Here is a 23,630-nt window from a genome sequence, read left to right on the forward strand (position 1 = left end):
AATGCGTCAATTGTTGGCTGATGCTGGTTGAAAGCATGGATGAATATATTAGTATCGCAAAGAATCATAGTCCGTCACGCCAGGCATCTTTACGGATTTCTTCCAGAGTTCTTGGATTGTCCTTCCATATTCCGAACAGTGCTGTTGGGTCAATGCTTTTGTCCCCTTTTGTAATAGCTGACTTCGTTGGATTCACCGTAATTTCGTCCAGAAACTTGTTCTCCCGAAGCCATTCTATAAGCGTTTCCAATTTGCGTTGATCCTCAACTTCAATGGTAACTTTCATTGGTTTGTCGTTTTTACTGTAACATGCGTACCCCTCAGCAACGTTCTACTGGCCGGCCAGTTTACTTTTTCGGAAACCGTACGAGAAGTAGATAGCCAGTCCAATGACCAGCCAGGCAACGAAAATAAGCCAGTTGCTGGCGCCCAGCTCCGTCATCAGGTACAGATTGGTCAGGACACCAATGACCGGCAACAGCGAGAAATTGTACCGGAAACCCTGCACGGCCAGTATTAGCCACACGCCCCAGAATACAAACAGAAGGGGCTTACTTTCCAATGTTTGCAATAGGTCCCCCGTCGTCAGGGCGTAGGCTGATACCGCCAGCAACACCACCCCAATGATGTACTTGCCGTTGATATAGGGCACTTTAAACTTCGACTGCGCCGTCAATCCTTTGGCATCCAGGAACAGAATGCCCCCGCAAACGAGGATAAACGCAAAAAATGTCCCGACGCTGGTCAGGTCCACGAAGAAATTCAAATCCATAAACAGGGAGGGAATAGCCACCAGAAAACCCGTTACAATCGTCGCGAAGGAAGGCGTCTTGTAGGTGGGGTGAATCCGGGAAAACCGTTTCCATAACAGCCCGTCGCGGCTCATGGTCATCCAGATACGCGGTTGCCCCAGCTGGTACACCAGCAACGCACTCGTTATCGCCACGACGGCGCTGACCGAAATGACGCCCGCCACAAAGTCGAGGTTTACTTTCGTAAACACATAGGCAAGGGGGTCACTCACATTCAATTCGCTGTAGTTGACCATACCGGTCAGCACCAGCGTAATCAGCACATACAGCACGGTGCAAATGGCCAGGCAGTACAACATGGCACGGGGCAAATCGCGCTGGGGATTTTTGCATTCTTCGGCAGTGGTGGAGATCGAGTCGAACCCAATGAAGGCGAAAAAGACCGAAGCAACCCCACTCAATACGCCGGATACCCCGTTCGGTGCAAACGGCGACCAGTTGGCCGGTTTCACATAAAAGGCCCCTACCCCGATGACCAGCCCGATAACGGCCAGTTTAAGCACCACCAGAATGTTACTCGCCGTGCGCGATTCCTTGATACCGATATACACCAGCGCTGTAATTAGTACGGTTATGGCACCGGCGGGTAGGTTGGCAATCAGTTTAAGGTCGCCCAACATCGGGGCATTGGCGTAAGCGTCGGCCAGAACCCGGGTACTTTCGGGCAGCGTGCTCAGGGCCGTACCCGCCTGTGTAGTTTGCTGGACCAGGTCGAAGGCGCGGGAGGCCGACCCGTAATCAGTGGCAAAGTATTTGGGAAAGGTAATCCCGAATCCGCTCAGCATGGACGTGAAATACTCCGACCACGAGATGGCGACCACCATGTTGCTAACGGCATACTCCAGGATGAGTGCCCAGCCGATGACCCAGGCAAAAATTTCGCCGAACGCCACGTACGCGTAGGTATAAGCACTGCCACTTACGGGAACCGTACTGGCAAACTGCGCGTAACTCAGGGCCGTAAACACGCAGGCAATCGCCGTAAACACGAACAGCAGCGATACCGCCGGACCACCGTTATAACTGGCAATACCGATGGTACTGAAGATACCGGCACCAATAATAGCTGCAATACCGAACGACGTTAAATCGCGGACACCCAGTGTTTTGACTAGCTTACCCGATTCACCGGCTTCAGCATCTCTCAGGATTTGAGTTACGGTCTTTTTACGAAATAGAGACATAGGGAAATGGCGAAAAACCAACGTTTACTGGGGTTAAACGGCTAAAAATAGCAATTCTTTCCGGCTTTTTGTCTGTTAGTTTTGTGGCCGAACTGTGCAAAAGGGCCAGATTTTACGTTATCGGTCAATACATACTTCCCAACATGTCGATCCGGGTTCAGAATCTTACGAAAGAATACAAACAGCAACGGGCTGTCGATCAGATATCCTTAACGGTACAGCCGGGTGAAATTGTGGGGTTCCTCGGACCCAACGGAGCGGGCAAATCCACGACGATGAAAATTGCGACGGGTTACCTGCAACCGACCGACGGCACCGTGGAAGTAAACGGATTCGATGTGCGTACGCATTCCATGGACGTACGCCGGAGTGTGGGTTATCTGCCGGAGCATAATCCGCTGTACCTGGATTTATACGTAAGGGAATACCTCCGGTTTGCGGGAGCCCTGCACGGGTTGGGCGGGGCGGAACTGAGTCGGCGGGTAGCGGATATGATTGAGCGGGTTGGGCTGGGACTGGAGCAGCACAAGCGCATCGGGCAACTGTCCAAAGGTTACCGGCAGCGGGTAGGGCTGGCACAGGCCCTTTTGCATAACCCGCCCGTACTAATTCTGGATGAACCAACCACGGGTCTCGACCCAAATCAACTGGCCGAAATCAGGCAGGTAATCCGGGAGGCCGGTCGCGACAAAACGGTGCTTTTCTCCACCCACATCATGCAGGAGGTGGAAGCCATCTGCGACCGGGTAGTCATTATTAACCGGGGGCACATTGTGGCGGATGGTCCGCTGAGTCAACTCCGCAGTGCCTCCACGGGTGCGGGCGTAATCGTGGTGGCCGAATTTGAAGGAGACCTGGCAAACCCGGCTGTGTTATCGTCCGTATCGGGTGTAGAACAGGTAGACCGGATAAGTACCGGACAGTACCGGATTACAGCTACCCCTAATACAGATTTGCGGGCCGCCATCTTCCGCCTTGCCGCCGACCAGAATCTAACACTCGTCGGGCTTCGGCAACAGGAAAATTCGCTGGAAACCATCTTCAAGGAACTGACTCAGTAAGAAGTTACCCGGTAAGGATTATCGGATGGTTGGTTACCCGGTGAGAAGTCACCTACTATTAACCAATCAACTAATCAACCAGCCCCCTACCCCGTCATCTGAATCGAATACGGGCCGGTGTACATTAACTTGCCTTCCAGCCGGATATTTTTGACCGAAACAGACCGGTCTATCGTGAGGGTATGCCCCGCGTTGACTTTGACGTATTCATTGGCAAAGGGCACCCGCCCCACGGTCCACACGTTACGGTCCTGCCAGTTGCCGGACGCTACGGTTTCTACCGTATCCGAAAACAGGGAGACCGTGGGAAATTCACGAAAGAGCAGGGCGTTGGTAGTAGTGTGCTGGGCACCAAACCAGTCATTCAAAATATCGGTATACACCCGCCGAAAATCAATCTGCATGGTAATTTCTTTGCTACCCGCCTGCCCCGTCAGGTTGGCCAAATCAGGATTCTGGCCGATTGTCCGGTGTTTTACATTACTGCCAAACACAAACATGGGAGCTGCCACCCCATGATCGGTCCCCTTCGAATTGTTGGAATTAGCCCGTCGGCCAAACTCCGAGAAGGTCATCCCTACCACTTTGTCTTCTATTCCCTGTAGGGTCAAATCCTGCTGGAAGGTTTCGATAGCCGTCGATAATTTACCCAGCAAATCGGCATGGCTACCCAGCCGCACATCGGTCTGGTCTACCTGGCCGGAGTGCGTATCGAAGCCATTGAGAGATACGAAATAAATTTTTGTTTTTAAGCCCCCATGAATGAGCCGGGCCACAATTTTCAACTGATCGGCCAGGTAGTTTTTTGCCGTTACCGCCGGGTAGGTAGCCATGTTCCGCCCCGCATCGGCGGCCCGCTTTATCTCCCCCGCATACCCCACTGACAATGCCTGCTGCTTGCGGATATAAGCAATCAGGTCACCCGCATCGCAGCAGGGCAGGTCGCCGGGCGGGGTAGTACCACCCGAACCAACCAGCTGGTAAAAACTATCGGGATCATTCAGGGCAATACCCATTGATTGCTGACCGCCCAACAGGGCCGTTGAGGTCAGGTAACCAATCTGAATGGCCAGCGGGTCTTCCATCTGGACGTTGGGGTAACCTGCAGGATAACCCGGAAACTGGTTTTCGAGGTAACGCCCGGCCCAACCCGAAACGGATGTCTGACTGGAATCGACAGCCGTCATCCAGATATCAGTAGCCCGGTAGTGCGACTGGTCGGGGTTGGGGTACGATACGGAATGGACAATGGAAAGTTTACCGTTATTATACAGGTTCCTCATCCCCGTCATGGCAGGGTGCAGGCCCGTGGCGGGATTACCATCCAGCCCCAGCACGGAACTTTGCGGAATGGCAATATTACTGCGGAGACCTGTATACAGGGAATACTGGTCAAGCGGAATGACGGTATTCAGCCCATCATTGCCCCCGTTGAGGTAAACGATGACCAGCACCCGGTCACTGGCCAGGGCCGTTGTGTTCAGCAGCGACTGTACCAGAACTGACTGGCGGGACATCGCTTTCAGCCCGAAGCCATCCAGCATGACAGGCAGCAAACTCGCCGAAGCCGCCGTTAAAAAGTCTCTCCGTTTCATAATTATTGACTTGTTGAGTGATAGGATGACTGAATGATTCAATAGAAAAAGTGCGTGCCAGCCTATTCAATCACTCAGTCATTCTATCACTCAATCATTAACATAGGTGGTACTCAGCCATCCGCAGCAGAAATTTCATGAGGTTCTGCAACCGGTACAACACCTCGTATCGGCTACCGGGATCGGTTGGGTTTCGGCGGTAGGCATTCCACTGAAATGTCCAGGACGTACGCGGAAGCCCTTCCATCATAATGGTGTCAATCAGAAAATCCCGCTGGGCCGGAAACAGGTCGTACACAAACAGATTTTTGGTAAATCCATCGAGCAGTTCCACGCAGGATATGGCCAGCGTACCCGACACGTCCGAAAAGTTAGCCTGTAATGAGGTAGCCCAGGCCAGCACGTCGATACCCATCAGGTAATTGGGCCGCACCTGAAGAAAGCGATACACGTACGCATCGGTATAGTCGTACCGAAAACCGATAGTGGTGGTATTAATCCAGGTTTTGGAATAGCCCGTCTGGTAGTATGCTTCGTACCCCTGCACCGACGATTGGTCCAGAATGGGCATCTGCATATCCTGCATCCGGTAAAACACGAAGTCGAAGTAGGTTTTGAAGGCTGCGTAGTCGGTGGGTAGCACGGGTACAGCCTGATTGAAGAACCGCATTGACCCCACGGCCAGTTCGACGGGCGATTTGACGATGGCCCCAATATTGGTCACATCGAAAAAGACCTGGCTGGTCAGGAGCTTGACGATAACCGGCTGAATGGCCCAGTTATTGGCCGGACTTGTCAGAAACTGGGCCAGCGGGATGATGACGTTATCTTCGATGGCCTGCGTCACGTTCGGATTCACGTACCAGCGGTATAGTTTCCGGCAAATGAACCGGGGCGAATGGGGGTGAGCCAGCAACATCGTAATCAGGTCGGCCAGCTCCAGTTCCCCCGCCGATGGGGTGCCGGACGGGGACGGTGCCCGCCCGGTAATGACTGTGTTAGTATAGTGTGCCGAGAAAACCTTATTGGTCGTGTCGTGTTTGGCATCAACAAAAAGGGTGGTAAAGCTGGTTGAGCCGTCCACCTCGTAGTTGGTATACTGCCAGCCCGTTAAGGCCCGGGCGGCCGCTTTTACGTCATCTTCGGTGTAGTTTTTATTCCCGGCGAAGTCGATAGTACCCACAATAAACAACTCCTGCAACTCACGAGCGTAGTTTTCGTTGGGTTTACCCACCTCGTTTTCATTCCCGTTCAGGTACCGCAGCATGGCCGGGTCTTTGGTCATCTGCGTCACCAGCGTTCGGAAATTACCCAGCGCATTATTCCGCAACAAGAGCAGATACTGATGCATAAACCGATAATCGCCCACGCCTTCGCGAGTCGCTACGAAGTGGTTCTGCCAGAACAGGGTCAGCTTGTCGAGCAGGCTGGGCGGAGCCGCTTGCGAGGTCATCAGCCCCAGCCACCAGCAGCGCATGTAGTGGCCCAGATCAAAATTGCGGGCGTGGTTGAACGGTTTATCCAGAAAAGTTTGTCCGGCGGTGGAGCTGTATTGATCCAGATCAATCGGGGGCGGGGGCGAATAATCAGCGTTACTGATGAGTTGCTGCACCGCCTGAGCCGCCGTCAGCCCCGTAAACCCGGTTATTTCAGCCTGCGTAGGGCCAAACGTAGCCCGGCGCAGCAAATGCGCGGCTGTTTTAGCAGTCAATATAGTTGTGTACGGGTCCAGGTTAGCCATTGTCTTGCTTCAAACGCGTGAAAAATGAACGTGTGACCAACTTTTTGCCAACCATTTCCGTATTACCAGTAGAAACCATGAATTTGGAATTACAAAAAACGAGCCACTGCACGCTTCCCGACTGTTATGAATTTTGACACCCTAGCCCTCCGCGCAACGCACCAACCCGACTCCGTAACCGGCTCGGTTGTGCCCCCCCTCTACCTGTCAACGACTTATGCCCGTAACGAAGCCAATGAATTACCGGCTGATTTTCTCTATTCCCGCCCCAACAACCCCACGCGCGAAGCCCTGGAAAGAGCGTTGACGATGCTGGAAGGCGGAGTCACCGGCATGGCATTCGGGTCCGGGCAGGCGGCTACCATGACCCTTTTTCAGGCCCTTTCGCCCGGCGACCATGTATTGCTGTCCACGGATGCTTACTACGGTACCCCCGCCCTTCTGGAACAGGTATTTCACCCCTGGGGCCTCACGTACACGCGGGTAGACATGAGCAACCCCGACGCGGTAAAGGCTTCCATTCACGAAAATACACGGGTCGTCTGGTGCGAAACACCGTCCAACCCCCTGCTTCAAATCACGGATCTACTCCTGGTTAGTCAGATGGCGCACGAGGTTGGTGCTATCTGCGTGTGCGACAACACCTGGGCCACCCCCGTTCTGCAACGCCCCCTCGACCTGAACTGCGACGTGGTGATGCATTCGACCACCAAATACCTGAGCGGACACAGCGATGTGCTGGGCGGTGCCCTGATTTTCAAACGCGACAATGAATTTACGCAGCGGGTGCGGCAATTGCAAGGGCTATCCGGCGCGGTGCCGTCCCCTTTCGATTGCTGGCTGGTAAGCCGGGGCATTAAAACGCTGGGCTTGCGGGTACGCGCCCAAAGCCTGGCGGCCCAGGTCATTGCCGATTTCCTGACCGACCATCCCGCCGTGGAGCGGGTGCATTATCCGGGCTTGCCCAGTCACAAAGGGTACAGCCTTGCCCAGCAGCAGATGAACGGGCCCGGTGCCATGCTGTCCGTTCAGGTGAAGGGCGGGGCTGAAGAAGCCATCCGGTTTATTGGTAAACTTACCCTGTTTACACGAGCCACCAGTTTGGGTGGTGTAGAAAGCCTGATCGAACACCGGGCCAGTTCGGAAGGCCCCAATTCAACCACCCCAAAAAACCTGCTGCGGATTTCGGTGGGGCTGGAACACGCCGAAGATTTACTCGACGATCTGGCCCAGGCGCTGAGTTAGAAGCCGACGGCCCTGTTTGCGCCCGGAAACTAAAGCCCAAACGGCGGGGTTTTGTCAGTGTATTGAATCAACCTACCAAATGAAAATTGCCCTGATTTCCACTTCATCGCGCAAAAATAGTAATTCGCTGCGTTTCGTTACTTACCTCCGGCATATCCTGACCGAAGGCGCCCAGCATGAGGCTTCTGTTGTAACATTTGAAAACTACGATATACCCCTGGTTGGTCAGGGTTCGGTGCAAAAAGAGTCACTCACCCCGTTTCAGGAAGAACTGATAACAACCTGGGAGTCGGCTGATCTGGTCATTTTTGCCATGCCCGAATACAACTGGACCGCGCCCCCGCAGGCTACCAATGCGATTCATCAGTTGGGCGGGCCCGCGTTCAAGCATCTGTTCGATAACAAGGTTTTTGCAATGGTCGGCATTTCCAGCGGGCGCGGTGGCCGGCAGCCCGCACTGGACATGACCACGGTGGTGAACAAAATTATCAGTTTCACCAATAGCTACTCCATCATATCGCCCAAATTGTACGAGTCCCACGAAACGGCCGATAACCTGGACGAACGGGGGCACTTTGTGGGCAACGACGTGTACGAACGGACCGCAAGGGCCTTTGTCGACTATACCCTGAACGTAGCCCAGCGGTGGATGATACCGAGTTTAGTGGAGGAGAAATAGTCCACTTCCGTCTACAGATTTCTAATGTACTTCTGACCGCCCAGATACCGCATTTGCCGGGATATCTGGGCGGTTCGGCGTTGGATGTAATTCGATGGGTGTTTGATCGAAAAAAGACGCGGGTTGGGGAGTACCGCGGCTAGCCGGGCGGCTTCTGACCGGGCCAGCGTTGACGCCGGGTGGCCGTAGTACCGTTGCGATGCTGCCTCGACCCCGAACGTCATTGGCCCCGTTTCGGCTACATTGAGGTATACTTCCAGAATGCGCTCCTTGCCCCAAATAAACTCGATTAACACCGTAAAATACACCTCCAGCCCTTTCCGGAGGTAACTGCGGCCATTCCACAGGAACACATTCTTGGCTACCTGCTGCGAAATGGTACTAGCACCACGCACCCGTTTGCGCGTTTTATTTTCCTTGATGGCATCCTGAATTTCATCGAAGTCGAACCCCCAGTGCCGGGGAAAAGCCTGGTCTTCGGAGGCTACCACCGCTAGGGCTGCTTCTTTGCTGATGGCCTCGTACGACCGCCATTTTTTGTACACGTGGCTGCTCTCATCGGTACCGAACGTATCTACCCAGCGCGAAACGACGAGGGGTGTTACGATAACCGGCACGTATTTCAACGCGATGACGTACCCCAGCGAACCAAAGAACAACCACAGGAAAGCCCGGATGCAAAACCGGTATACCTGTTCCAGTATGGGCCGGTTCCGGATAAAGCGACGCGTCTGCTGCCAGCGTGACGAACCGGTTCTGACCGGTGGCCGCTGTCCTTTGGCGCCCTGACCGGTAACAGACCGGGGTACCTTCGGGCGGGGTTGCTGAGGAGCACCGGAACGAAATTTATTAACGGGTCGCTGAGGGTTCATAGACGTAAGAGCATTTCGCGAAAATAATGGTAAGCACCGGTTAAAACCGATTATCAGCGCACATAACCCGAAAAAACTCCGAAAAATCGAAGCACTCCATTACGAAAACCACTAATTTACCCGACGAACAAGGTAGCGGCTACCCGGTCGGCGAAGAGTTTTCCGGCGTTCGTCAGCCGGAGCCGGTCACCGTCACATACGAGCCAGCCCGATGCGTACAGGGTGCCTAAATCGCTTGCCTGTTGCCGGACAAAGTCGGTACCCAACAGCAAATTCAGTTCGAAGAGGGAGCAACCCCACTGTGTTCTAAGGCCCGTCAGCAGGTAGTCATTTACCTGGTCGGCGGTTGTCATCACCTCAATTTCGGCGGGTATACTGCCCTGCCGGATGTCAGCGATATAACGTGCGTTGTTGGCAATATTGTATTGCCGGGAGTGGCCGTTGTAGGAGTGGGCGCTGGGGCCAATGCCCAGGTACGGCTTTCGCTGCCAGTAAGCAGTATTATGCCGGGCGTACTGACCAGAGCGCGCAAAGTTCGAGATTTCATAATGTTCATACCCAAGCGATACGTCGCCGGCACCACCCGTACCCGCCAGCAACCGGGTCAGTTCCTCAAACTGGTCGGCGGCCAGTTCTTCCTCAACAGGCGGGAGTTTCCCCTTCTGCTGCCATCGGCCAAATGCCGTATCGGGTTCAATCGTGAGGGCGTAGGCCGACAGGTGGGGTACATCGAGCGCTATAATTTTCTCCAGGTCGTATTGCCAGCGGGATGCGTCGCGGTTGGGGAGTCCGTAAATTAAGTCGACGCTCATGTTGGCAAAGCCCGCTTCCCGCGCCACCCCAACGCATGCCTCGGCTTCGGTGCCCGTGTGCGCCCGGTTCATCCAGCGCAGTGTGGCTTCATCGAACGTCTGAATCCCAATACTCAGCCGATTAACATACCGACGCAGTACCCGCAGTGTATCGGCCGTAAGGTCATCGGGGTTCGCTTCGAGGGTGATTTCAGCCGTGGGAGATACGGTAAACTGCTTGTGAATGGCCGTAAAAAGCTGCTCCAGTTCCCGTTCCGTCAGCAAAGAAGGGGTACCGCCACCCAGATAAATTGTCTGTAATTCAGGCGTTGGCAGGTAGTCCTTCTGGAGCTGGATTTCGGCGCAGAGGGCGTCCACCAGGGCCGATTTCTGGCCCAGACTGGTGCTAAAATGAAAGTCGCAGTAGTGACAGGCCTGTTTGCAGAAGGGGATGTGCAGGTAGAGGTGCATGTGCCATATTGACAACGTGGCGAGGCAATGGGTTCCTTCAGAAGGTTTTCTCCAGCAAAATGGTCAGACCGTGTTTCCCCTGCATGGTGCCAATAATGTCGAAACCGGCTTTGAGGTTGAGGATTAACATGGAACGCCATTGATTGTACGTCTGCGTCCGAACGGTATGGTAGTTATGCTGGTGGCACCACTCGTGTTGCCGACGCATCAGTTCGGGAGCAATACCGTTGCCCCGAAAGGCGGGGGCAACGCAGCCCAGCCAACTGTAAAAGTGGCCCGGTTTGCGTTCGTAGCCCAGTTTGCACCCTACCACAACACCGTCGGCCAACGCTAATCCGGTATAAATGCCCGTCTGGCGTTGCCGGTTTAGGAGTTCCGCCCGCAAATGGGATGGGGATTCATTGTCGAACACACCAGCCAGCAAATTGACCACGGCCGTTAGCTGAGGTTCCAGCGGAAGCGTGTGGTAAAACTGGTACTGGATATCCATCTGGTAAAGATGGCGGTTGAGTAGGAATTAAGGGCTATCAATCCGGGCATTTCCTGCACCGTTTCCCTTTTTTGTACTTCTTGCAGCACTTTTTCAGGATACACTCCTGACTGGCGTAGGGATTGGTCTGTATCAGGGATTTACTGTAGCTACCGAATGAAACAGGTATCAGATCATTGAAATCAGTCGTCATTAGTATCGTTGAGTTATGCAGGCAAAGGTATAACTATTTAGATTCATTACAGATAAAAATATGAAAAAGCTTTCATTATTTACTGGACTAAGTATCTTGTTCAGCGTAGCCTTCGGGCATGAGTTCTGGTTAGAACCAACGCAGTTTTTTGCCCGTGTCGGCCAGTTGATACGGGTACAGGTGCTGGTGGGGGAAAACTTCACCGGTGAGCGGTCGGAAGGGAAAAAGAACCGGCTGATTCAATATCGCCACTACACGGCTGCGGGCAACGAAGACCTCTCCCCTGCCTTGGTCGGCGATACGTACGGCGACGTAACAGTACCCCTCAAAACAGCCGGTACGCACCTGTTTAGTTTTGCCAACACACCCAAGTTTCTGTCCATGAAACCAGACAGCTTTCTGCTGTATTTGGAAGAAGACGGGTTGGATAACGTGATAGAAGCGAGAAAAAAACAGGGTAATACGGATAAACCGAGCCGGGAGTTGTACCAGCGATGCGTAAAAACACTGGTGCAGGTCGGCTCAAAAACCGACGACACTTTCGCCAAAAATACGGGTATGATGTTGGAAATCAGTTTAGCTAAGAATCCCTACAATCAGCACCCCGGCCAGACGGCTGAGTTTCGCCTGGTGTTTGCGAACAAACCGCTGGCCGGGGCGTTGGTACGGTACTGGAACCGGGACGCAACTAATCACGTAACCGAAGAGAAGCAGCGTTCCGACGCGCATGGACGCGCCCGGTTTACACTACGGGCCGGTGCCAACATGGTGAGCGCAGTCCGGATGGTGCCGCACAACAATCCCGTCGAAGCCGACTGGCATAGCTACTGGGGCAGCCTCACGTTCGGGTGCCGGTAATGAAGGCTGGTCATAAATAGTAATAAGGCTACACCGTAATCTCGCCCGTCAGGTAGAGCTTAACCTGACCCGAAATATCGACACGGGCGGGGTTTTCGCCGTCGTCATTCAGTTTACAGCGCAGATACCCGCCCCGCTTTGATAACTGACGGGCGGTAAGTTCTTTTTTGCCCAGTTGCTCAGCCCAGTAAGGAACCAGTGTCGTGTGAGCCGACCCGGTCACAGGGTCTTCATCAATACCCGATAGTGGGCCAAAAAAGCGGGAGACGAAATCAACCGGTTCCTGATCGCCGGTTCTTTCTGCCTTTCCCGGAGCGGTCACAATAATACCTCTGGCGGGAATAGAACTCATTTCCCGAAAATCAGGGGTCAGCGCTTCAATCTGCTCCTGCGATTCATAAACGACCATATAGTCGGTTTTACCTTTCAACACAGCCAGTGGTTTTTCGTGCAGACTGGCCAGCAGCGCGGGCGGTTGTAAGGTAGCAGTCTGCAACACGTCGGCGGGAAAGTCGAGGGTTAGCCAGCCATCATCACCCCGGCACACCTTCAACAGGCCACTGCGGGAGTCGAAGTGGATAACATCCGTCTGGGTTGTATCCTCTCCTTCGGCGGTGGACTGTTCCAGAAAGAAAATGACGTAGCCGGTAGCCAGCGTAGCATGACCACACAGGTCTACTTCCACCGTGGGCGTAAACCAGCGAATATGGTAGTGATTTTGCTCGCCTGTTTTGACGTAGAAAGCGGTTTCGGCCAGGTTATTTTCGGCGGCAATCTGCTGCATCTGCCCGTCGGGCAGCCAGTCGGTCAGGGGTACAACGGCAGCCGGATTACCGGCGAATAACTGGTCGGCAAAAGCATCGAGTTGGTAAATACGCATAGTGATTTGTGGGCGCCCAGGCACGTATCAAGGTTTAGGAATGTAGTTTTGATGTTGGTAATGTAGCAATCGTATCCACCGTGAGTGCCTCCAGCGACGGTAAAATAATGTCAGCGATAGCAAATTTAGGGTCATTATACTCAAAAGCAGCCGGTACGGCAACGGTTTGCATCCCTGCGTCGTAAGCCGACCGGAGGCCACTCCCCGAATCCTCAAAGGCCAGACAGTTGGCCGGTAATACGCTGAGCTGCCGGGCCGTACCCAGGTACACATCCGGCGCGGGTTTGTTGCGGGCCTCCAGCGTAGCGGAGTGCCAGAGCGTCAGTAAATCCCGAATTCCCAGCCGGTCAACCACTACCTCAATCAGACTCATGGGTGAGGCCGACGCAATAGCGGTTGGAATACCCTGATCAGCAAAGAATGCGAGAGCCTCCAGCGCCCCCGGCATGGGTTCGGCCAGTTGGGCAATACGCACGTGAACGCCTTCGGTAATGGCATCGGCCAGGTCCTGATGGCTGCGCTCCGGCACATCGACCCAGGGAGCGCGGGCATACCAGTAACGAATCACTTCCGGTATAGGCATACCGGTGGTCTGCTTGCATTCATCGTCGGTCAGAAATAGCCCAACGGTGGCAAATACTTCGCGTTCCATGGCCCGCCAGTGGGGTTCCGAGTCCACCAGCAGCCCGTCCATATCAAATATTGCAGCGTGTATCAAAATTGGGTGATAAAGTGATCAGTTGACTGGTTGGTTCGTCAATGAGTCGATGCAGTTATCTACGGCGTAGACCGACCAGCGGATTGACTGTTGAACAGCTTCATACCAGCGCCTGACGAAAGGGTTTTACATCTATTTTATCCCAAACTCCCTGCACAATGTAGGGGTCAGACCGGAGGTAGTCGTTCAACTGATCTTCGGTTGCCATAGCCAGCACAAGCATGGAACCCATCATGTTACCGTCGGGATCGAGGAGGGCACCCCCCAGCAGGAATTGCTCTTTTTCTTTCAGCCGGGCCACATAAGCCAGGTGGGCCGGGCGGGCAGCCATCCGCCGGTCGAGCGCATCAGGATCGGTGTGGTCGTAGGCATGAATAACATAATGCATGGTTTCAGTACAGGATTTTGACGAAGCAAGATACCAACTTTGACTAGACGGGCAAGGTCAGGCGACCGGATTTTGGGCAAAATAAGTCCGTGTAAGGTCATAAAACAGTTTGGCATCATCCAGCAGCAACTGCGCTTCTGCAGTACTGATAAACGCATCCATATCATAGTCAGCAGCCTGATGAGCAGCAAAACTATTCCTGACAAGTTTAATGGTCTGCACGTCGAAACGAGCACTTCCCACGAAGAACTCACTAAACGTTGCGTGTGCTGTCTGATGCTTCTCCGCGTAAATCCCTTCCGAAGCCAGCAGCGCACTGAGGCAGTAAAACACAGCGTAATAGGCCCTGTTGGCTACGGCCAGTAGCCGTTCATTCTGATACATATAACGGGCATCATTCAGCGCATCTTCGGCGTGTTCGAGAAACCGGATTACTTCTTTTTTCATACGACTAATTTTTTACGTGCTTCCCAATCACCGATTAATCCCTGTTTCGACAGGATTTCCGTTTTAACGTCCATTACCATCCATCTCTCCGCACCTAGCACGCCTGGCTCAGCAACATCATCAGGCCGATAGCCGACTCGTAGTCGTCCCTGCGTAGGAACCTAGTAGATAACCCCGTACAGCCGGTCGCCATAATGCGTTTGCAGGGTGGATTTCTACGGCCGTCAATCGGCTAGGTAACCGGATTAATCGACGTTTTCAACGTGAAAAGTAAGCGTTTCGGCCTTTTCTTCCTAATTTCAGGCCTTTCCTTATTCATTCTCTTCATTCAACAATGAAATCAGTTTTCTGCTGGCCACTGGCCTTGTTTACGGTCTCTGTTCTGGCACAGCCTGCCCCCAAACCGGCGGTTCCGACAGCTCGTCCGACGCTCACGGTCGAGTCCATCATGCAGGACCCCAAAGTAGCGGTTGGCACCTCCCCTTCCAGTCCGTTCTGGTCGGATGATTCGCAAACGCTCTACTTCAACTGGAATCCCGACCGGGCCAAGAGTGATTCGCTCTACAAAGTAACCTTCACCCGGCCAGTTAAAGGCAAACAACTCACTGCGTCGAAGCCGGTAAAGGTTACGCCCGCCGAGCGCCGGGACCTGCCATCGGCACCCACATCGGGCTACAACAAAACCTACACGAAGCGGCTGTTTGAGCGGGACGACGATTTGTTTCTGATCGACCTGAAATCGGGCAACATCCGGCAACTGACCAACACAGTGGAGGCCGAGACCGACCCCGTTTTTTCGCGGTCGGAAAGCCGCACCTCCGCCGATGCGGGTGATGAGCAGCGGGTGGTGTACCGGCGCGGGGCCAATCTGTTCAGCATCGACCTGACAACCGGTGCACTGACGCAACTCACCGATTTCCATACCGGCACCAAAAAAGCCGAACCCAAGCTCAGCGACCAGGATAAGTTTCTCAAAAAAGATCAGGTACGCCTATCGACAGTGCTGAAGGAACGGAAAGAAAAAAAGGACGAAGGCGAACGCATCACTAAAGCCAACCGCCCCGACCGTCCGAAGGAAATTTACCTCGACGACAAACAACTGGCCAATCCGCAACTCAGCCCCGACGGGCGGTTTGTGACCTACCGACTCAGCAAGCGGGCTGCCGACGCAAAAACCGCGCAGGTGCCTACTTACGTGACCGAATCGGGTTTTACCGAGCAACTGACTGCCCGCACCAAAGTGGGTGCCCCCGCATCGACACAGGAATTTTTTGTGTACGACCGGACAAAGGATACCATCCGGGCCGTATCGGTAAAAGGGCTTCCGGGCATTACCGACAAAATGACGTACCTGACACCGGATACCAGTAAAAGAGCTAAAGCGGACACGACGAAAAAAATGCGGGCGGTAGTCATCAACGGCCCGCTCTGGTCCGACGATGGTAAATTATGCGTAGTGGTTGTGCGGTCGCTGGACAATAAAGACCGCTGGATTATGCGACTGGAGCCCGAAACACAGAAACTTACCCTTCTGGACCGGCAGCACGACGATTCCTGGATCAGCGGGCCGGGTATTGGTTCGGCCAACGCAATGGGCAACATGAATTTCCTGGCCGACAACCACACCCTTTGGTTTCAGTCGGAGGCTTCGGGTTACTCGCACATCTACACCGTCGATGTCCTGAATCCGGGCCAGAAGAAACAATTGACATCGGGTAAATTCGAGGTGCAGGAGGTTCTTTTATCCAAAGACAAGACGCATTTTTACCTGCAAACCAACGAAGTTCACCCCGGCGAGCAGCACTATTACAAAATGGCGGTAACCGGCGGAGAACGCACCCGGCTCACTAGTATGACGGGTGCAAATGATGTAACCCTCTCGCCCGACGAAACTCGAATGGCCATCCGGTACTCATCTACTACCCAGCCCTGGGAGTTGTTTGTGGCCGACGCGGTATCAGTGAACAACAAACAGGCGAAACCGAATCATCCAGCCAATTCCCCGACTGGCCAACTGGCCAACGCATCGGCTATTCAATTGACGCACTCCCAAACGGACCTGTTCAAAAGCTACCCCTGGCGCGAACCAGCGCTGGTTACGATTCCCGCCCGCGACGGCCAGCCCATTTACGCCCGGCTGTATAAACCAACCACCGGTGCCACGGGCAAAGCTGTGGTATTTGTACATGGGGCTGGTTATTTGCAAAACGCCCACAAGTGGTGGAGTCAGTATTTCCGCGAGTACATGTTCAATAACCTGCTGGTCGACAAGGGCTATACGGTACTTGACATCGACTACCGGGCCAGTGCGGGCTACGGCCGCGACTGGCGCACGGGTATCTACCGGTTTATGGGTGGCAAAGACCTGGAAGACCACGTCGATGCCGCTAAATGGCTGGTTCAGACGCAGGGCGTCGATGCCAAACGGATTGGCGTATACGGGGGCTCGTATGGCGGCTTCATTACCCTGATGGCTATGTTCACCACGCCCGATGTATTCAAGGCCGGAGCCGCTCTCCGGCCCGTAACGGACTGGGCCGCGTATAACCACCCCTACACCGCCAACATCCTGAACGAACCGCAACTGGATTCCCTGGCTTACAACCGGTCATCGCCAATTTACTTTGCCGAAGGATTAAAGAACTACCTGCTCATCTGTCACGGCATGGTGGATGTGAACGTCCACTACCAGGACACAGTGCGGCTCATCCAGCGATTAATTGAACTTCGGAAGGAAAACTGGGAAGCAGCCGCCTACCCCCTCGAAGATCACGGCTTCGTGGAACCCACGAGCTGGATGGACGAATATAAACGGATTCTGAAACTATTTGACGAGCGCTTGTGAGTAACTATCCACGGTAGAAAATTAGCCATTCAGAAACGGGAACACAAGGCGAAGAGAGCCTTGTGTTCCCGTTTCTGTTCATGGAAGTGCCAGTTTAGCCAGACAGCTACAACGAACCAATCCAGCGAATAGTGGCATACTGCCTGTCAGGCAACCTAGATTGCTGCCCGGCAGAAAAGTAGTTTAATTCTATTTTGGTTGAGATCTGCAACGGATTGCCTGTTATTTACGTATGTAGGCATAGAGGAACTACAACCCTTGAAAACGGCGTCTCCACCCGCTGGTCAAGCTAAAATGGGCAAGACGGAGCAAAGAAATTTTAAAACACACCTGACAGACGTTGTTTTAGGACCAAAACGGCACCCTCGAAAAATACTACTATCATGCAAACCGTTTATACGCACCTCCGCTATTTTCTAACCCGCACATTCACTCTGAAAAGTGCCGATATAGCCCCCGGTGAACAATTACAACGGGACCTGGGTCTCAATGAATGGGAGTTTCTGGAAGTTGTGGTTTACCTCGAAACCCTGTTTGGCCTGACCCTGCCCGATGATACGCTCGTTCCGGTACTGACGGTTGAACAACTGTGTTCGCTTATCGTCAGTCATAAGCCAGGGGGAATTGTGCCCCTTCCCCTGATGAACAGCAGAGTGGCTGCTTAGTCCGCTTGTGAACGTGAATGAACACTCATTTACTGGCGGCTTCCTCCGCTTTCTTTTGCGTAGGAATTACGGATACCTCGCGTTCCCGCTCGGTTCGTTCTATATACACCGCATGGTCGGCTGGCTCAATCCTGGCACCAATATTATTAGCGTAGGCCTGGGTGAACTCGGCCCCAAAGTACAGGATGGCCGAAATGTAATATATCCAGGTCAGAATAACGATGAGCGAACCAGCCGCTCCATACGTCGATTCCGTGCCGGTAGTCTCGATGTATAACCCAATCAGGTAGCGGCCCAGCATAAACAGTAAAGCTGTAAAAATGGCACCCCCGCGCACATCCTTCCAGGAAATCTTGGCATCGGGCAATACCTTGAATATTACGCCGAACAGCACTGTAACAACGGCCGTACTGATAGCAAAGTTGATGGCACTAATAATGTAAGCGCCCAGCCCAGGCAACAAACGGGTAATCTGCTCACTCATGGCCAGCACAATACCGTTGATAACCAGCGAAACCAACAGTAAGAAACCAAGGCTCACAACCAGAGAGGACGACCGTAGGCGGTCTTTTACCAGCTTGAGCCAGCCCCGTTTTGGTTTGGCTTTCACCCGCCATATCTGATTTACCGAATCCTGAATTTCGATAAAAATACTGCTTGCACCAATCAGCAACGTAACGATACCAATGGCCAGGGCAGACGTCGTTTTACCGGACAATTCTAAATTCTTGATCATAGTCTGAATCTGTCCGGCCGCTTCATTTCCCAGCAGCCCGTTCAGCTGACCGAAAAGCTCCCCGCGAATGGCTTCTTCACCCAGAAAAAGACTGGCCAGGGACATAATTAGCACCAGAAGCGGAGCCAGGGAAAAAATGGTGTAATAAGCCAGGGCTGCACTCATCTTCAGGCAGCGGTCATCCATGAAACCGTTGAATGAGTCGCCCAACACAACTTTGGCGTTGGCAAAGAATCCTCTGGTCTCGCTGGCAGGCTTCTCCGTAGTTTTAGTACTTTCCGCAGTTTTAGTACCTTCAACAGTTTTAGTGCCTTCAGCAGTTTCAGTGCTTTCAGTGGGCATCGGTGGCGGAATTGAATCGGCGAACAATCCCTTGTAGATTCGTTTTAGTATGTTAGGCATGAAGGTAGCGTCGTAATAAGAGAGAATCTATCGGCTTACTGGTTAATGACTGATTTCGTTACAAATAACAACCAGCACAGGGCTTAGTTGTTATAAATACGGTAGGGCTGACCAGCTATCTGTCGGCTGTATTCCATATAGATTGCACCGTGTTGTAACTAACGGCGACATACACATCCTGCATCAATCCTGTCCGTAGTGCCAATTCCTGTAAATGATCATTCCCCTGTTCAAGTAGCATCCCGTTTTTTTTTCCTTTGAAAACAGACAATCAGCTTTAATCATCCATTATATAGCGATAGGGCCAACTCCGTTCGCTGGCAATAGTACCCGTTAACGTTCATTCAAGATGAAAAAAAGAAACCTGCGTTTACTGAAAAACAAGAAAGTCATCTGGCTTTTCGCCCTGGGCCCCCTACTTTTTTTAGTCGGCTATCAAACAGCAAAAGACCCTATCGACCGGCGCATCAAGCGCATGGCTCCCGAAAAAGCCGCGCAACTGGCCAAAGAAATTGAGGCTACGGTAACGCCCGAACTGGCCGACGGCCTAACTCTGAATGTGTGGGGCGTGGATTCGCTGGTGGCCGACCCCATTGCCATCGACATCGACGATAGCGGGCGGCTTTATTATACCCGAACAAACCGGCAGAAAAATTCGGAGTTCGACATCCGGGGTCATCAGGATTGGGAAATTGAATCGAATCACCTGCAAAGCATCGAGGACAAACGGGCATTCCTGCACCGGGTACTGTCTCCCGAAAACAGTAAGAAAAACGAGTGGCTCAAAGACCTGAACGGGGATGGCTCCCACGACTGGAGGGATATGACCGTCGAAAAAGAAAACGTCTACCGCATTGAAGATACCTCCGGCGATGGCGTTGCCGACATGTCGCAGCTGGTGGTTGATGATTTTCATGATGAGGTGACCGACGTGGCCGGGGGGGTCATGACCAACGGCAACGACCTGTACGTGGCGGTAGCCCCCGATTTATGGCGGATGCAGGATAAAGATGGCGACGGTATTGCTGAAACGAAAACGTCCATTTCGCACGGCTACGGTATTCACGTCGGCTTTGGCGGGCACGGTATGTCGGGTATCGAGATGGGGCCGGATGGTAAAATCTACTGGCAGATTGGCGATATTGGTTTTAGCGGAAAAGGCCCGGACGGGCAAAAGTGGGAACATCCGAACAGTGGTGTTGTGGTGCGGTCGAACCCCGATGGCAGCGATTTTGAAGTATTTGCCCACGGCGTCAGAAACACCCACGAGTTCGTTTTTGACGAGTACGGCAACCTTATCAGCGAGGATAATGACGGCGACCATCCGGGCGAAAAAGAGCGGCTGGTGTACATTACCAACGGCTCCGATACGGGCTGGCGCAGCAACTGGCAGTATGGCAAATACCGCGACCCGAATAACAATACCTACAAAGTATGGATGGATGAGCAGATGTACAAGCCGCGCTTTGAGGGGCAGGCGGCTTACATCACCCCGACCATTGCCAACTTCGTGAGTGGCCCGTCGGGTATGCGCTACAACCCCGGAACGGCCCTGAGCCCGGCCTACAAAAACACCTTTTTCATCGCCGAATTTGTGGGAAACCCCGCCAAATCGGGCATTCATGCGTTCAAACTGAAGCCAAAGGGCGCTTCATTTGAACTCGGCGAACAAAAAAAGATTCTGAGCAATGTACTGGCAACCGGTATTGACTTTGGTCCCGACGGTGCCCTCTATATAGCCGACTGGATAAACGGCTGGGATGCCAAAGACTACGGACGCATCTGGAAAATGGACGATAAAGCAGGAGCAGCCTGGGCCGACCGGCAGCGCACCAAAACATTGCTGGCCGAGAAGTTCGGGAGCCGCTCCGAAACCGATTTGGGTGAGCTGCTGAAGAACCCGGATATGCGGGTTCGGCAGAAAGCACAGTTCGAACTGGCAAAACGGGGGCAGAAAGGAGCCGACGTGTTTACGGCATCGACCAAACAGACAGATAATCAACTGGCTCGGGTACACGGCATCTGGGGCATTAGTCAACTGGCCAGGCAGGCCAAGCAATACGCACAGCTATTACTGCCTTTACTACAGGACAGCGACCCCGAAATTCGGGCGCAGGCCGCTAAATGGCTGGGCGATATTCGCTACAAAGAGGCCGGGGCCGCTCTTATGCCTTTGTTGAACGATACTAACAGCCGGGCACGGTTCTTTGCCGCCGAAGCCCTGGGGCGCATTGCGTACGAACCGGCTATTCAGCCCATTATTCAACTGCTGGAGGCCAATAACGACGAGGATGCCTACATCCGGCACGCGGGTAGCCTGGCCCTGGCCCGTATTGGCAAAGCGGCTCCCGTTGTGGCGCTGGCCAGTCATCCGTCGCGGGGGGTTCGTATTGCGGCAGTGGTGGCCCTCCGGCGCATGAGTGATCCGGGCATCGCGGCTTTTCTGGCCGATAAAGACGAATTTATTGTGACCGAAGCAGCCCGGGGTATCAATGATGACCTGTCTATTCCGGCCGCCCTGCCCGCGCTGGCTAAGGTGATGCAAAAGACAAGCTTCACCAACGAAGCTCTGCTCCGACGCGCCATCAACGCCAACCTGCGGGTCGGTACGCCCGAAGCCATGCAAACCCTGATCGACTACGCGCAGCAGGAAGGAAGCCCGCTGGCGATGCGGGCCGAAGCCCTGGAAGCATTGAGTACCTGGGCCAAGCCATCCGTACTGGATCGGGTGGATGGACGGTACCGGGGCGTTATCGAGCGCGATCCGGCCCTGCTCAAGACCAAAACCGCCGACCTGTACACCAAATTGCTATCCCACCCGGAGAAAACCCTGCGGCTGAGTGCCATCAAAGCCATTACCCAGCTCAACCTGACGAGTGCCTCCGAGCCCTTGTTTAGTAGGCTGGAAACGGATAAGGAACCCAGTGTGCGGGTAGCGGCACTGCGGACCCTGGCGTCAATGAACGATAAAAATGTCAGTAAAGCCATCGAAACTGCCCTTGCCGATACGGAGAAAAGCGTTCGGGTGGCGGGGCTGGATTTGCTGGCCAAATCCACCATGCCCAAAGACCGGATGGTGACCCTGTTATCTGAGGTAATCAATAATCGCACAACGGAAGAGAAGCAGGCGGCCCTGCTTACACTGGGCAAATTACCCATTGTCAATTCACAAAAAGCGTTCGATCCGTTGCTGGCTAAAATGTCGGCGGGTACACTGTCGCCCGAACTCCAGCTGGAGCTGGAAGAAGCCATCGAAAGCGCACACTCACCCAAGTTAACCGCCCGCTATAAAGCCATAACGGCCAAACTATCGCCCGATGCGCTGGCGGCTACGTACAAGGGCAGTTTGCTGGGTGGTGAGACGGATTCGGGTCGGCGTATCTTCTTCCGGCACCAGACGGCGCAATGCATCCGCTGCCACTCCTACGATGATTTGGGGGGTAATGCCGGTCCCCGTCTGAATGGGGTAGCCAGCCGGCTCACCCGCGAGCAACTCCTGGAAGCTCTGATTAACCCCAGTGCCCGCCTGGCTCCGGGCTATGGCACCGTGAACCTGACGCTCAAAAACGGAAAAACGGTTAGTGGTATTTTGCAGAACGAAACCGCTACGGAAGTGAACGTGAAGGTAGGCGACCAACCCGATATGGCCATTCAGAAAAGCCAGATTGCCAAACGGACAAATTCGCCATCCAGCATGCCCGAAATGAAGTACCTGCTGACAAAGCGGGAAATCAGGGATGTGGTTAGCTTTCTCTCGACGCTGAAAGAGGATAAGTAACGACTCTGGTTGAGAAATTCCTCCCTGCCGGAGAGGGCAATCCGGCTCTTATGGCACCACCTGCTTTGTAAACGCGGCTGTCCGTTTACAAAGCAGGCGGTGCCATGATAAACGGGTTAGTTCTGTGAGTTTGCACGGAGCAGTTTTGGATAGGAACGGGAACAACCAACTCCAGTATCTCCACTGAAACCGACTGTTTTATCCCTGGCTTTGTCCTTTGTGTCCAAAACAAAAAAACAGCCTACATTAATTTTGTATTTAACAAAAACGAAGTATTTTTACGTACTCTACTACCTCTATTGTTTATGAGCTATAAAACGGCTACCCGTAACGTTCGCAAGGATACAATTCTCGTTATTGAGGATAATACCGATCAGTGGTTTATCATTCGATGGGCACTTCAGCAGCAGTTTCCGGAAGTAGAAGCCATCTGGATGCAGGAAGCATCGGAAGCGCTTGTCTACCTGGAATCCTGCGAGAAAACGCATTCATTGCCTAAATTGATATTGCTGGATTTGTACCTGCCCAACCGGCAAGAGGGCTGGCATGTGCTGGAGACGATTAAAAACAATCGCCTGTATCGCGACATTCCGGTTATTATGCTCAGCCAGTCCACTGATAGAGAGGACATCGAAGAATCGTACTCCCTTCGTATCAACTCATACATTGTGAAGCCTACCCATTACCAGAAATGGCTCGAATGCATTGGCTCGTTCCGACATTACTGGTGGGATGCCGTGACTTTGCCAAAATGTGGGTAGCGTTCACAGTTTCTGGTT

The 23,630-nt window shown here is 53.4% G+C and carries 21 protein-coding genes; 8 read left to right on the plus strand and 13 right to left on the minus strand.

The window, feature by feature from the left end; all coding sequences use genetic code 11:
• Positions 1–64: 64 nt before the first annotated feature.
• Positions 65–286, minus strand: a complete 222-nt coding sequence (locus tag B156_RS0110510; protein WP_018619659.1) for a hypothetical protein — start codon at positions 284–286, stop codon at positions 65–67.
• Positions 287–331: 45 nt separating this feature from the next.
• Positions 332–1,996, minus strand: coding sequence for an amino acid permease (locus B156_RS0110515; protein ID WP_018619660.1), 1,665 nt, complete (start codon positions 1,994–1,996; stop codon positions 332–334).
• Between the two features lie 143 nt (positions 1,997–2,139).
• Between B156_RS0110515 and gldA the strand changes: the two genes are divergently transcribed.
• Positions 2,140–3,057, plus strand: coding sequence for a gliding motility-associated ABC transporter ATP-binding subunit GldA (gene gldA, locus B156_RS0110520; RefSeq protein WP_018619661.1), 918 nt, complete (start codon positions 2,140–2,142; stop codon positions 3,055–3,057).
• An 86-nt stretch (positions 3,058–3,143) separates the two neighbouring features.
• Here the strand turns inward: gldA and B156_RS0110525 are convergent, their stop codons facing one another.
• Positions 3,144–4,652 carry a DUF1501 domain-containing protein gene (locus B156_RS0110525; protein WP_018619662.1) on the minus strand — a complete coding sequence of 503 codons (1,509 nt, stop codon included), beginning with the start codon at positions 4,650–4,652 and terminating at the stop codon, positions 3,144–3,146.
• A 97-nt stretch (positions 4,653–4,749) separates the two neighbouring features.
• On the minus strand, positions 4,750–6,393 hold the full coding sequence (locus tag B156_RS0110530; RefSeq protein ID WP_018619663.1) for a DUF1800 domain-containing protein: 1,644 nt from the start codon (positions 6,391–6,393) through the stop codon (positions 4,750–4,752).
• A gap of 126 nt (positions 6,394–6,519) precedes the next feature.
• Between B156_RS0110530 and B156_RS0110535 the strand changes: the two genes are divergently transcribed.
• Positions 6,520–7,638: a trans-sulfuration enzyme family protein gene (locus B156_RS0110535; RefSeq protein WP_018619664.1), complete on the plus strand. Its 1,119-nt coding sequence runs from the start codon at positions 6,520–6,522 to the stop codon at positions 7,636–7,638.
• A gap of 79 nt (positions 7,639–7,717) precedes the next feature.
• Positions 7,718–8,317, plus strand: a complete 600-nt coding sequence (locus tag B156_RS0110540; protein WP_018619665.1) for an NAD(P)H-dependent oxidoreductase — start codon at positions 7,718–7,720, stop codon at positions 8,315–8,317.
• An 11-nt stretch (positions 8,318–8,328) separates the two neighbouring features.
• Here B156_RS0110540 and mtgA read toward each other — a convergent pair whose 3' ends face one another.
• The 4 genes from mtgA to B156_RS31755 form a co-directional block, all read right to left on the minus strand.
• The gene (mtgA, locus tag B156_RS0110545; RefSeq protein WP_018619666.1) at positions 8,329–9,189 is read right to left on the minus strand and encodes a monofunctional biosynthetic peptidoglycan transglycosylase; all 861 of its coding nucleotides are present in this window, start codon (positions 9,187–9,189) and stop codon (positions 8,329–8,331) included.
• A gap of 116 nt (positions 9,190–9,305) precedes the next feature.
• Entirely contained in the window at positions 9,306–10,451 is a 1,146-nt protein-coding gene (hemW, locus tag B156_RS0110550) for a radical SAM family heme chaperone HemW (protein WP_018619667.1), read from the minus strand.
• A gap of 37 nt (positions 10,452–10,488) precedes the next feature.
• Positions 10,489–10,941 (minus strand): GNAT family N-acetyltransferase, encoded by a 453-nt coding sequence (locus tag B156_RS0110555; protein WP_018619668.1) that lies wholly within the window; start codon positions 10,939–10,941, stop codon positions 10,489–10,491.
• Between the two features lie 37 nt (positions 10,942–10,978).
• Entirely contained in the window at positions 10,979–11,134 is a 156-nt protein-coding gene (locus tag B156_RS31755; RefSeq protein WP_169518253.1) for a hypothetical protein, read from the minus strand.
• A 60-nt stretch (positions 11,135–11,194) separates the two neighbouring features.
• Here B156_RS31755 and B156_RS0110560 point away from each other — a divergent pair, with 60 nt between their 5' ends.
• Positions 11,195–11,992, plus strand: coding sequence for a DUF4198 domain-containing protein (locus B156_RS0110560; protein ID WP_018619669.1), 798 nt, complete (start codon positions 11,195–11,197; stop codon positions 11,990–11,992).
• Positions 11,993–12,020: 28 nt separating this feature from the next.
• On the opposite strand, the gene B156_RS0110565 is transcribed toward B156_RS0110560, so the two are convergent.
• The 4 genes from B156_RS0110565 to B156_RS0110580 form a co-directional block, all read right to left on the minus strand.
• Complete coding sequence (locus B156_RS0110565; protein ID WP_018619670.1) at positions 12,021–12,872, minus strand: PhzF family phenazine biosynthesis protein; 852 nt, start codon at positions 12,870–12,872, stop codon at positions 12,021–12,023.
• A gap of 34 nt (positions 12,873–12,906) precedes the next feature.
• Positions 12,907–13,590, minus strand: a complete 684-nt coding sequence (hxpB, locus tag B156_RS0110570) for a hexitol phosphatase HxpB (RefSeq protein WP_026260744.1) — start codon at positions 13,588–13,590, stop codon at positions 12,907–12,909.
• A gap of 100 nt (positions 13,591–13,690) precedes the next feature.
• Positions 13,691–13,978: a YciI family protein gene (locus tag B156_RS0110575; protein WP_018619672.1), complete on the minus strand. Its 288-nt coding sequence runs from the start codon at positions 13,976–13,978 to the stop codon at positions 13,691–13,693.
• Positions 13,979–14,035: 57 nt separating this feature from the next.
• Entirely contained in the window at positions 14,036–14,425 is a 390-nt protein-coding gene (locus B156_RS0110580; protein WP_018619673.1) for a HEPN domain-containing protein, read from the minus strand.
• Between the two features lie 334 nt (positions 14,426–14,759).
• Between B156_RS0110580 and B156_RS0110585 the strand changes: the two genes are divergently transcribed.
• Together B156_RS0110585 and B156_RS0110590 are read left to right on the plus strand one after the other, a co-directional pair.
• The gene (locus B156_RS0110585; protein ID WP_018619674.1) at positions 14,760–17,270 is read left to right on the plus strand and encodes a prolyl oligopeptidase family serine peptidase; all 2,511 of its coding nucleotides are present in this window, start codon (positions 14,760–14,762) and stop codon (positions 17,268–17,270) included.
• A 383-nt stretch (positions 17,271–17,653) separates the two neighbouring features.
• Positions 17,654–17,935 (plus strand): acyl carrier protein, encoded by a 282-nt coding sequence (locus tag B156_RS0110590; protein WP_018619675.1) that lies wholly within the window; start codon positions 17,654–17,656, stop codon positions 17,933–17,935.
• Positions 17,936–17,960: 25 nt separating this feature from the next.
• Here B156_RS0110590 and B156_RS0110595 read toward each other — a convergent pair whose 3' ends face one another.
• Positions 17,961–19,073, minus strand: a complete 1,113-nt coding sequence (locus B156_RS0110595) for a YihY/virulence factor BrkB family protein (protein WP_040585464.1) — start codon at positions 19,071–19,073, stop codon at positions 17,961–17,963.
• Positions 19,074–19,422: 349 nt separating this feature from the next.
• Between B156_RS0110595 and B156_RS0110600 the strand changes: the two genes are divergently transcribed.
• Entirely contained in the window at positions 19,423–22,851 is a 3,429-nt protein-coding gene (locus tag B156_RS0110600; protein ID WP_018619677.1) for a HEAT repeat domain-containing protein, read from the plus strand.
• A 305-nt stretch (positions 22,852–23,156) separates the two neighbouring features.
• Complete coding sequence (locus B156_RS0110605; RefSeq protein ID WP_018619678.1) at positions 23,157–23,612, plus strand: response regulator; 456 nt, start codon at positions 23,157–23,159, stop codon at positions 23,610–23,612.
• Positions 23,613–23,630: the final 18 nt, after the last annotated feature.

The sequence above is a fragment of the Spirosoma luteum DSM 19990 genome (assembly GCF_000374065.1).
GTDB lineage: Bacteria > Bacteroidota > Bacteroidia > Cytophagales > Spirosomataceae > Spirosoma > Spirosoma luteum.

Bases quoted from the DNA above. Each gene is read 5' to 3' on its own strand.
- B156_RS0110510 (WP_018619659.1), bottom strand. From the start codon at position 286: ATGAAAGTTACCATTGAAGTTGAGGATCAACGCAAATTGGAAACGCTT.
- B156_RS0110515 (WP_018619660.1), bottom strand. From the start codon at position 1,996: ATGTCTCTATTTCGTAAAAAGACCGTAACTCAAATCCTGAGAGATGCT.
- gldA (WP_018619661.1), top strand. From the start codon at position 2,140: ATGTCGATCCGGGTTCAGAATCTTACGAAAGAATACAAACAGCAACGG.
- B156_RS0110525 (WP_018619662.1), bottom strand. From the start codon at position 4,652: ATGAAACGGAGAGACTTTTTAACGGCGGCTTCGGCGAGTTTGCTGCCT.
- B156_RS0110530 (WP_018619663.1), bottom strand. From the start codon at position 6,393: ATGGCTAACCTGGACCCGTACACAACTATATTGACTGCTAAAACAGCC.
- B156_RS0110535 (WP_018619664.1), top strand. From the start codon at position 6,520: ATGAATTTTGACACCCTAGCCCTCCGCGCAACGCACCAACCCGACTCC.
- B156_RS0110540 (WP_018619665.1), top strand. From the start codon at position 7,718: ATGAAAATTGCCCTGATTTCCACTTCATCGCGCAAAAATAGTAATTCG.
- mtgA (WP_018619666.1), bottom strand. From the start codon at position 9,189: ATGAACCCTCAGCGACCCGTTAATAAATTTCGTTCCGGTGCTCCTCAG.
- hemW (WP_018619667.1), bottom strand. From the start codon at position 10,451: ATGCACCTCTACCTGCACATCCCCTTCTGCAAACAGGCCTGTCACTAC.
- B156_RS0110555 (WP_018619668.1), bottom strand. From the start codon at position 10,941: ATGGATATCCAGTACCAGTTTTACCACACGCTTCCGCTGGAACCTCAG.
- B156_RS31755 (WP_169518253.1), bottom strand. From the start codon at position 11,134: ATGACGACTGATTTCAATGATCTGATACCTGTTTCATTCGGTAGCTAC.
- B156_RS0110560 (WP_018619669.1), top strand. From the start codon at position 11,195: ATGAAAAAGCTTTCATTATTTACTGGACTAAGTATCTTGTTCAGCGTA.
- B156_RS0110565 (WP_018619670.1), bottom strand. From the start codon at position 12,872: ATGCGTATTTACCAACTCGATGCTTTTGCCGACCAGTTATTCGCCGGT.
- B156_RS0110575 (WP_018619672.1), bottom strand. From the start codon at position 13,978: ATGCATTATGTTATTCATGCCTACGACCACACCGATCCTGATGCGCTC.
- B156_RS0110580 (WP_018619673.1), bottom strand. From the start codon at position 14,425: ATGAAAAAAGAAGTAATCCGGTTTCTCGAACACGCCGAAGATGCGCTG.
- B156_RS0110585 (WP_018619674.1), top strand. From the start codon at position 14,760: ATGAAATCAGTTTTCTGCTGGCCACTGGCCTTGTTTACGGTCTCTGTT.
- B156_RS0110590 (WP_018619675.1), top strand. From the start codon at position 17,654: ATGCAAACCGTTTATACGCACCTCCGCTATTTTCTAACCCGCACATTC.
- B156_RS0110595 (WP_040585464.1), bottom strand. From the start codon at position 19,073: ATGCCTAACATACTAAAACGAATCTACAAGGGATTGTTCGCCGATTCA.
- B156_RS0110600 (WP_018619677.1), top strand. From the start codon at position 19,423: ATGAAAAAAAGAAACCTGCGTTTACTGAAAAACAAGAAAGTCATCTGG.
- B156_RS0110605 (WP_018619678.1), top strand. From the start codon at position 23,157: ATGAGCTATAAAACGGCTACCCGTAACGTTCGCAAGGATACAATTCTC.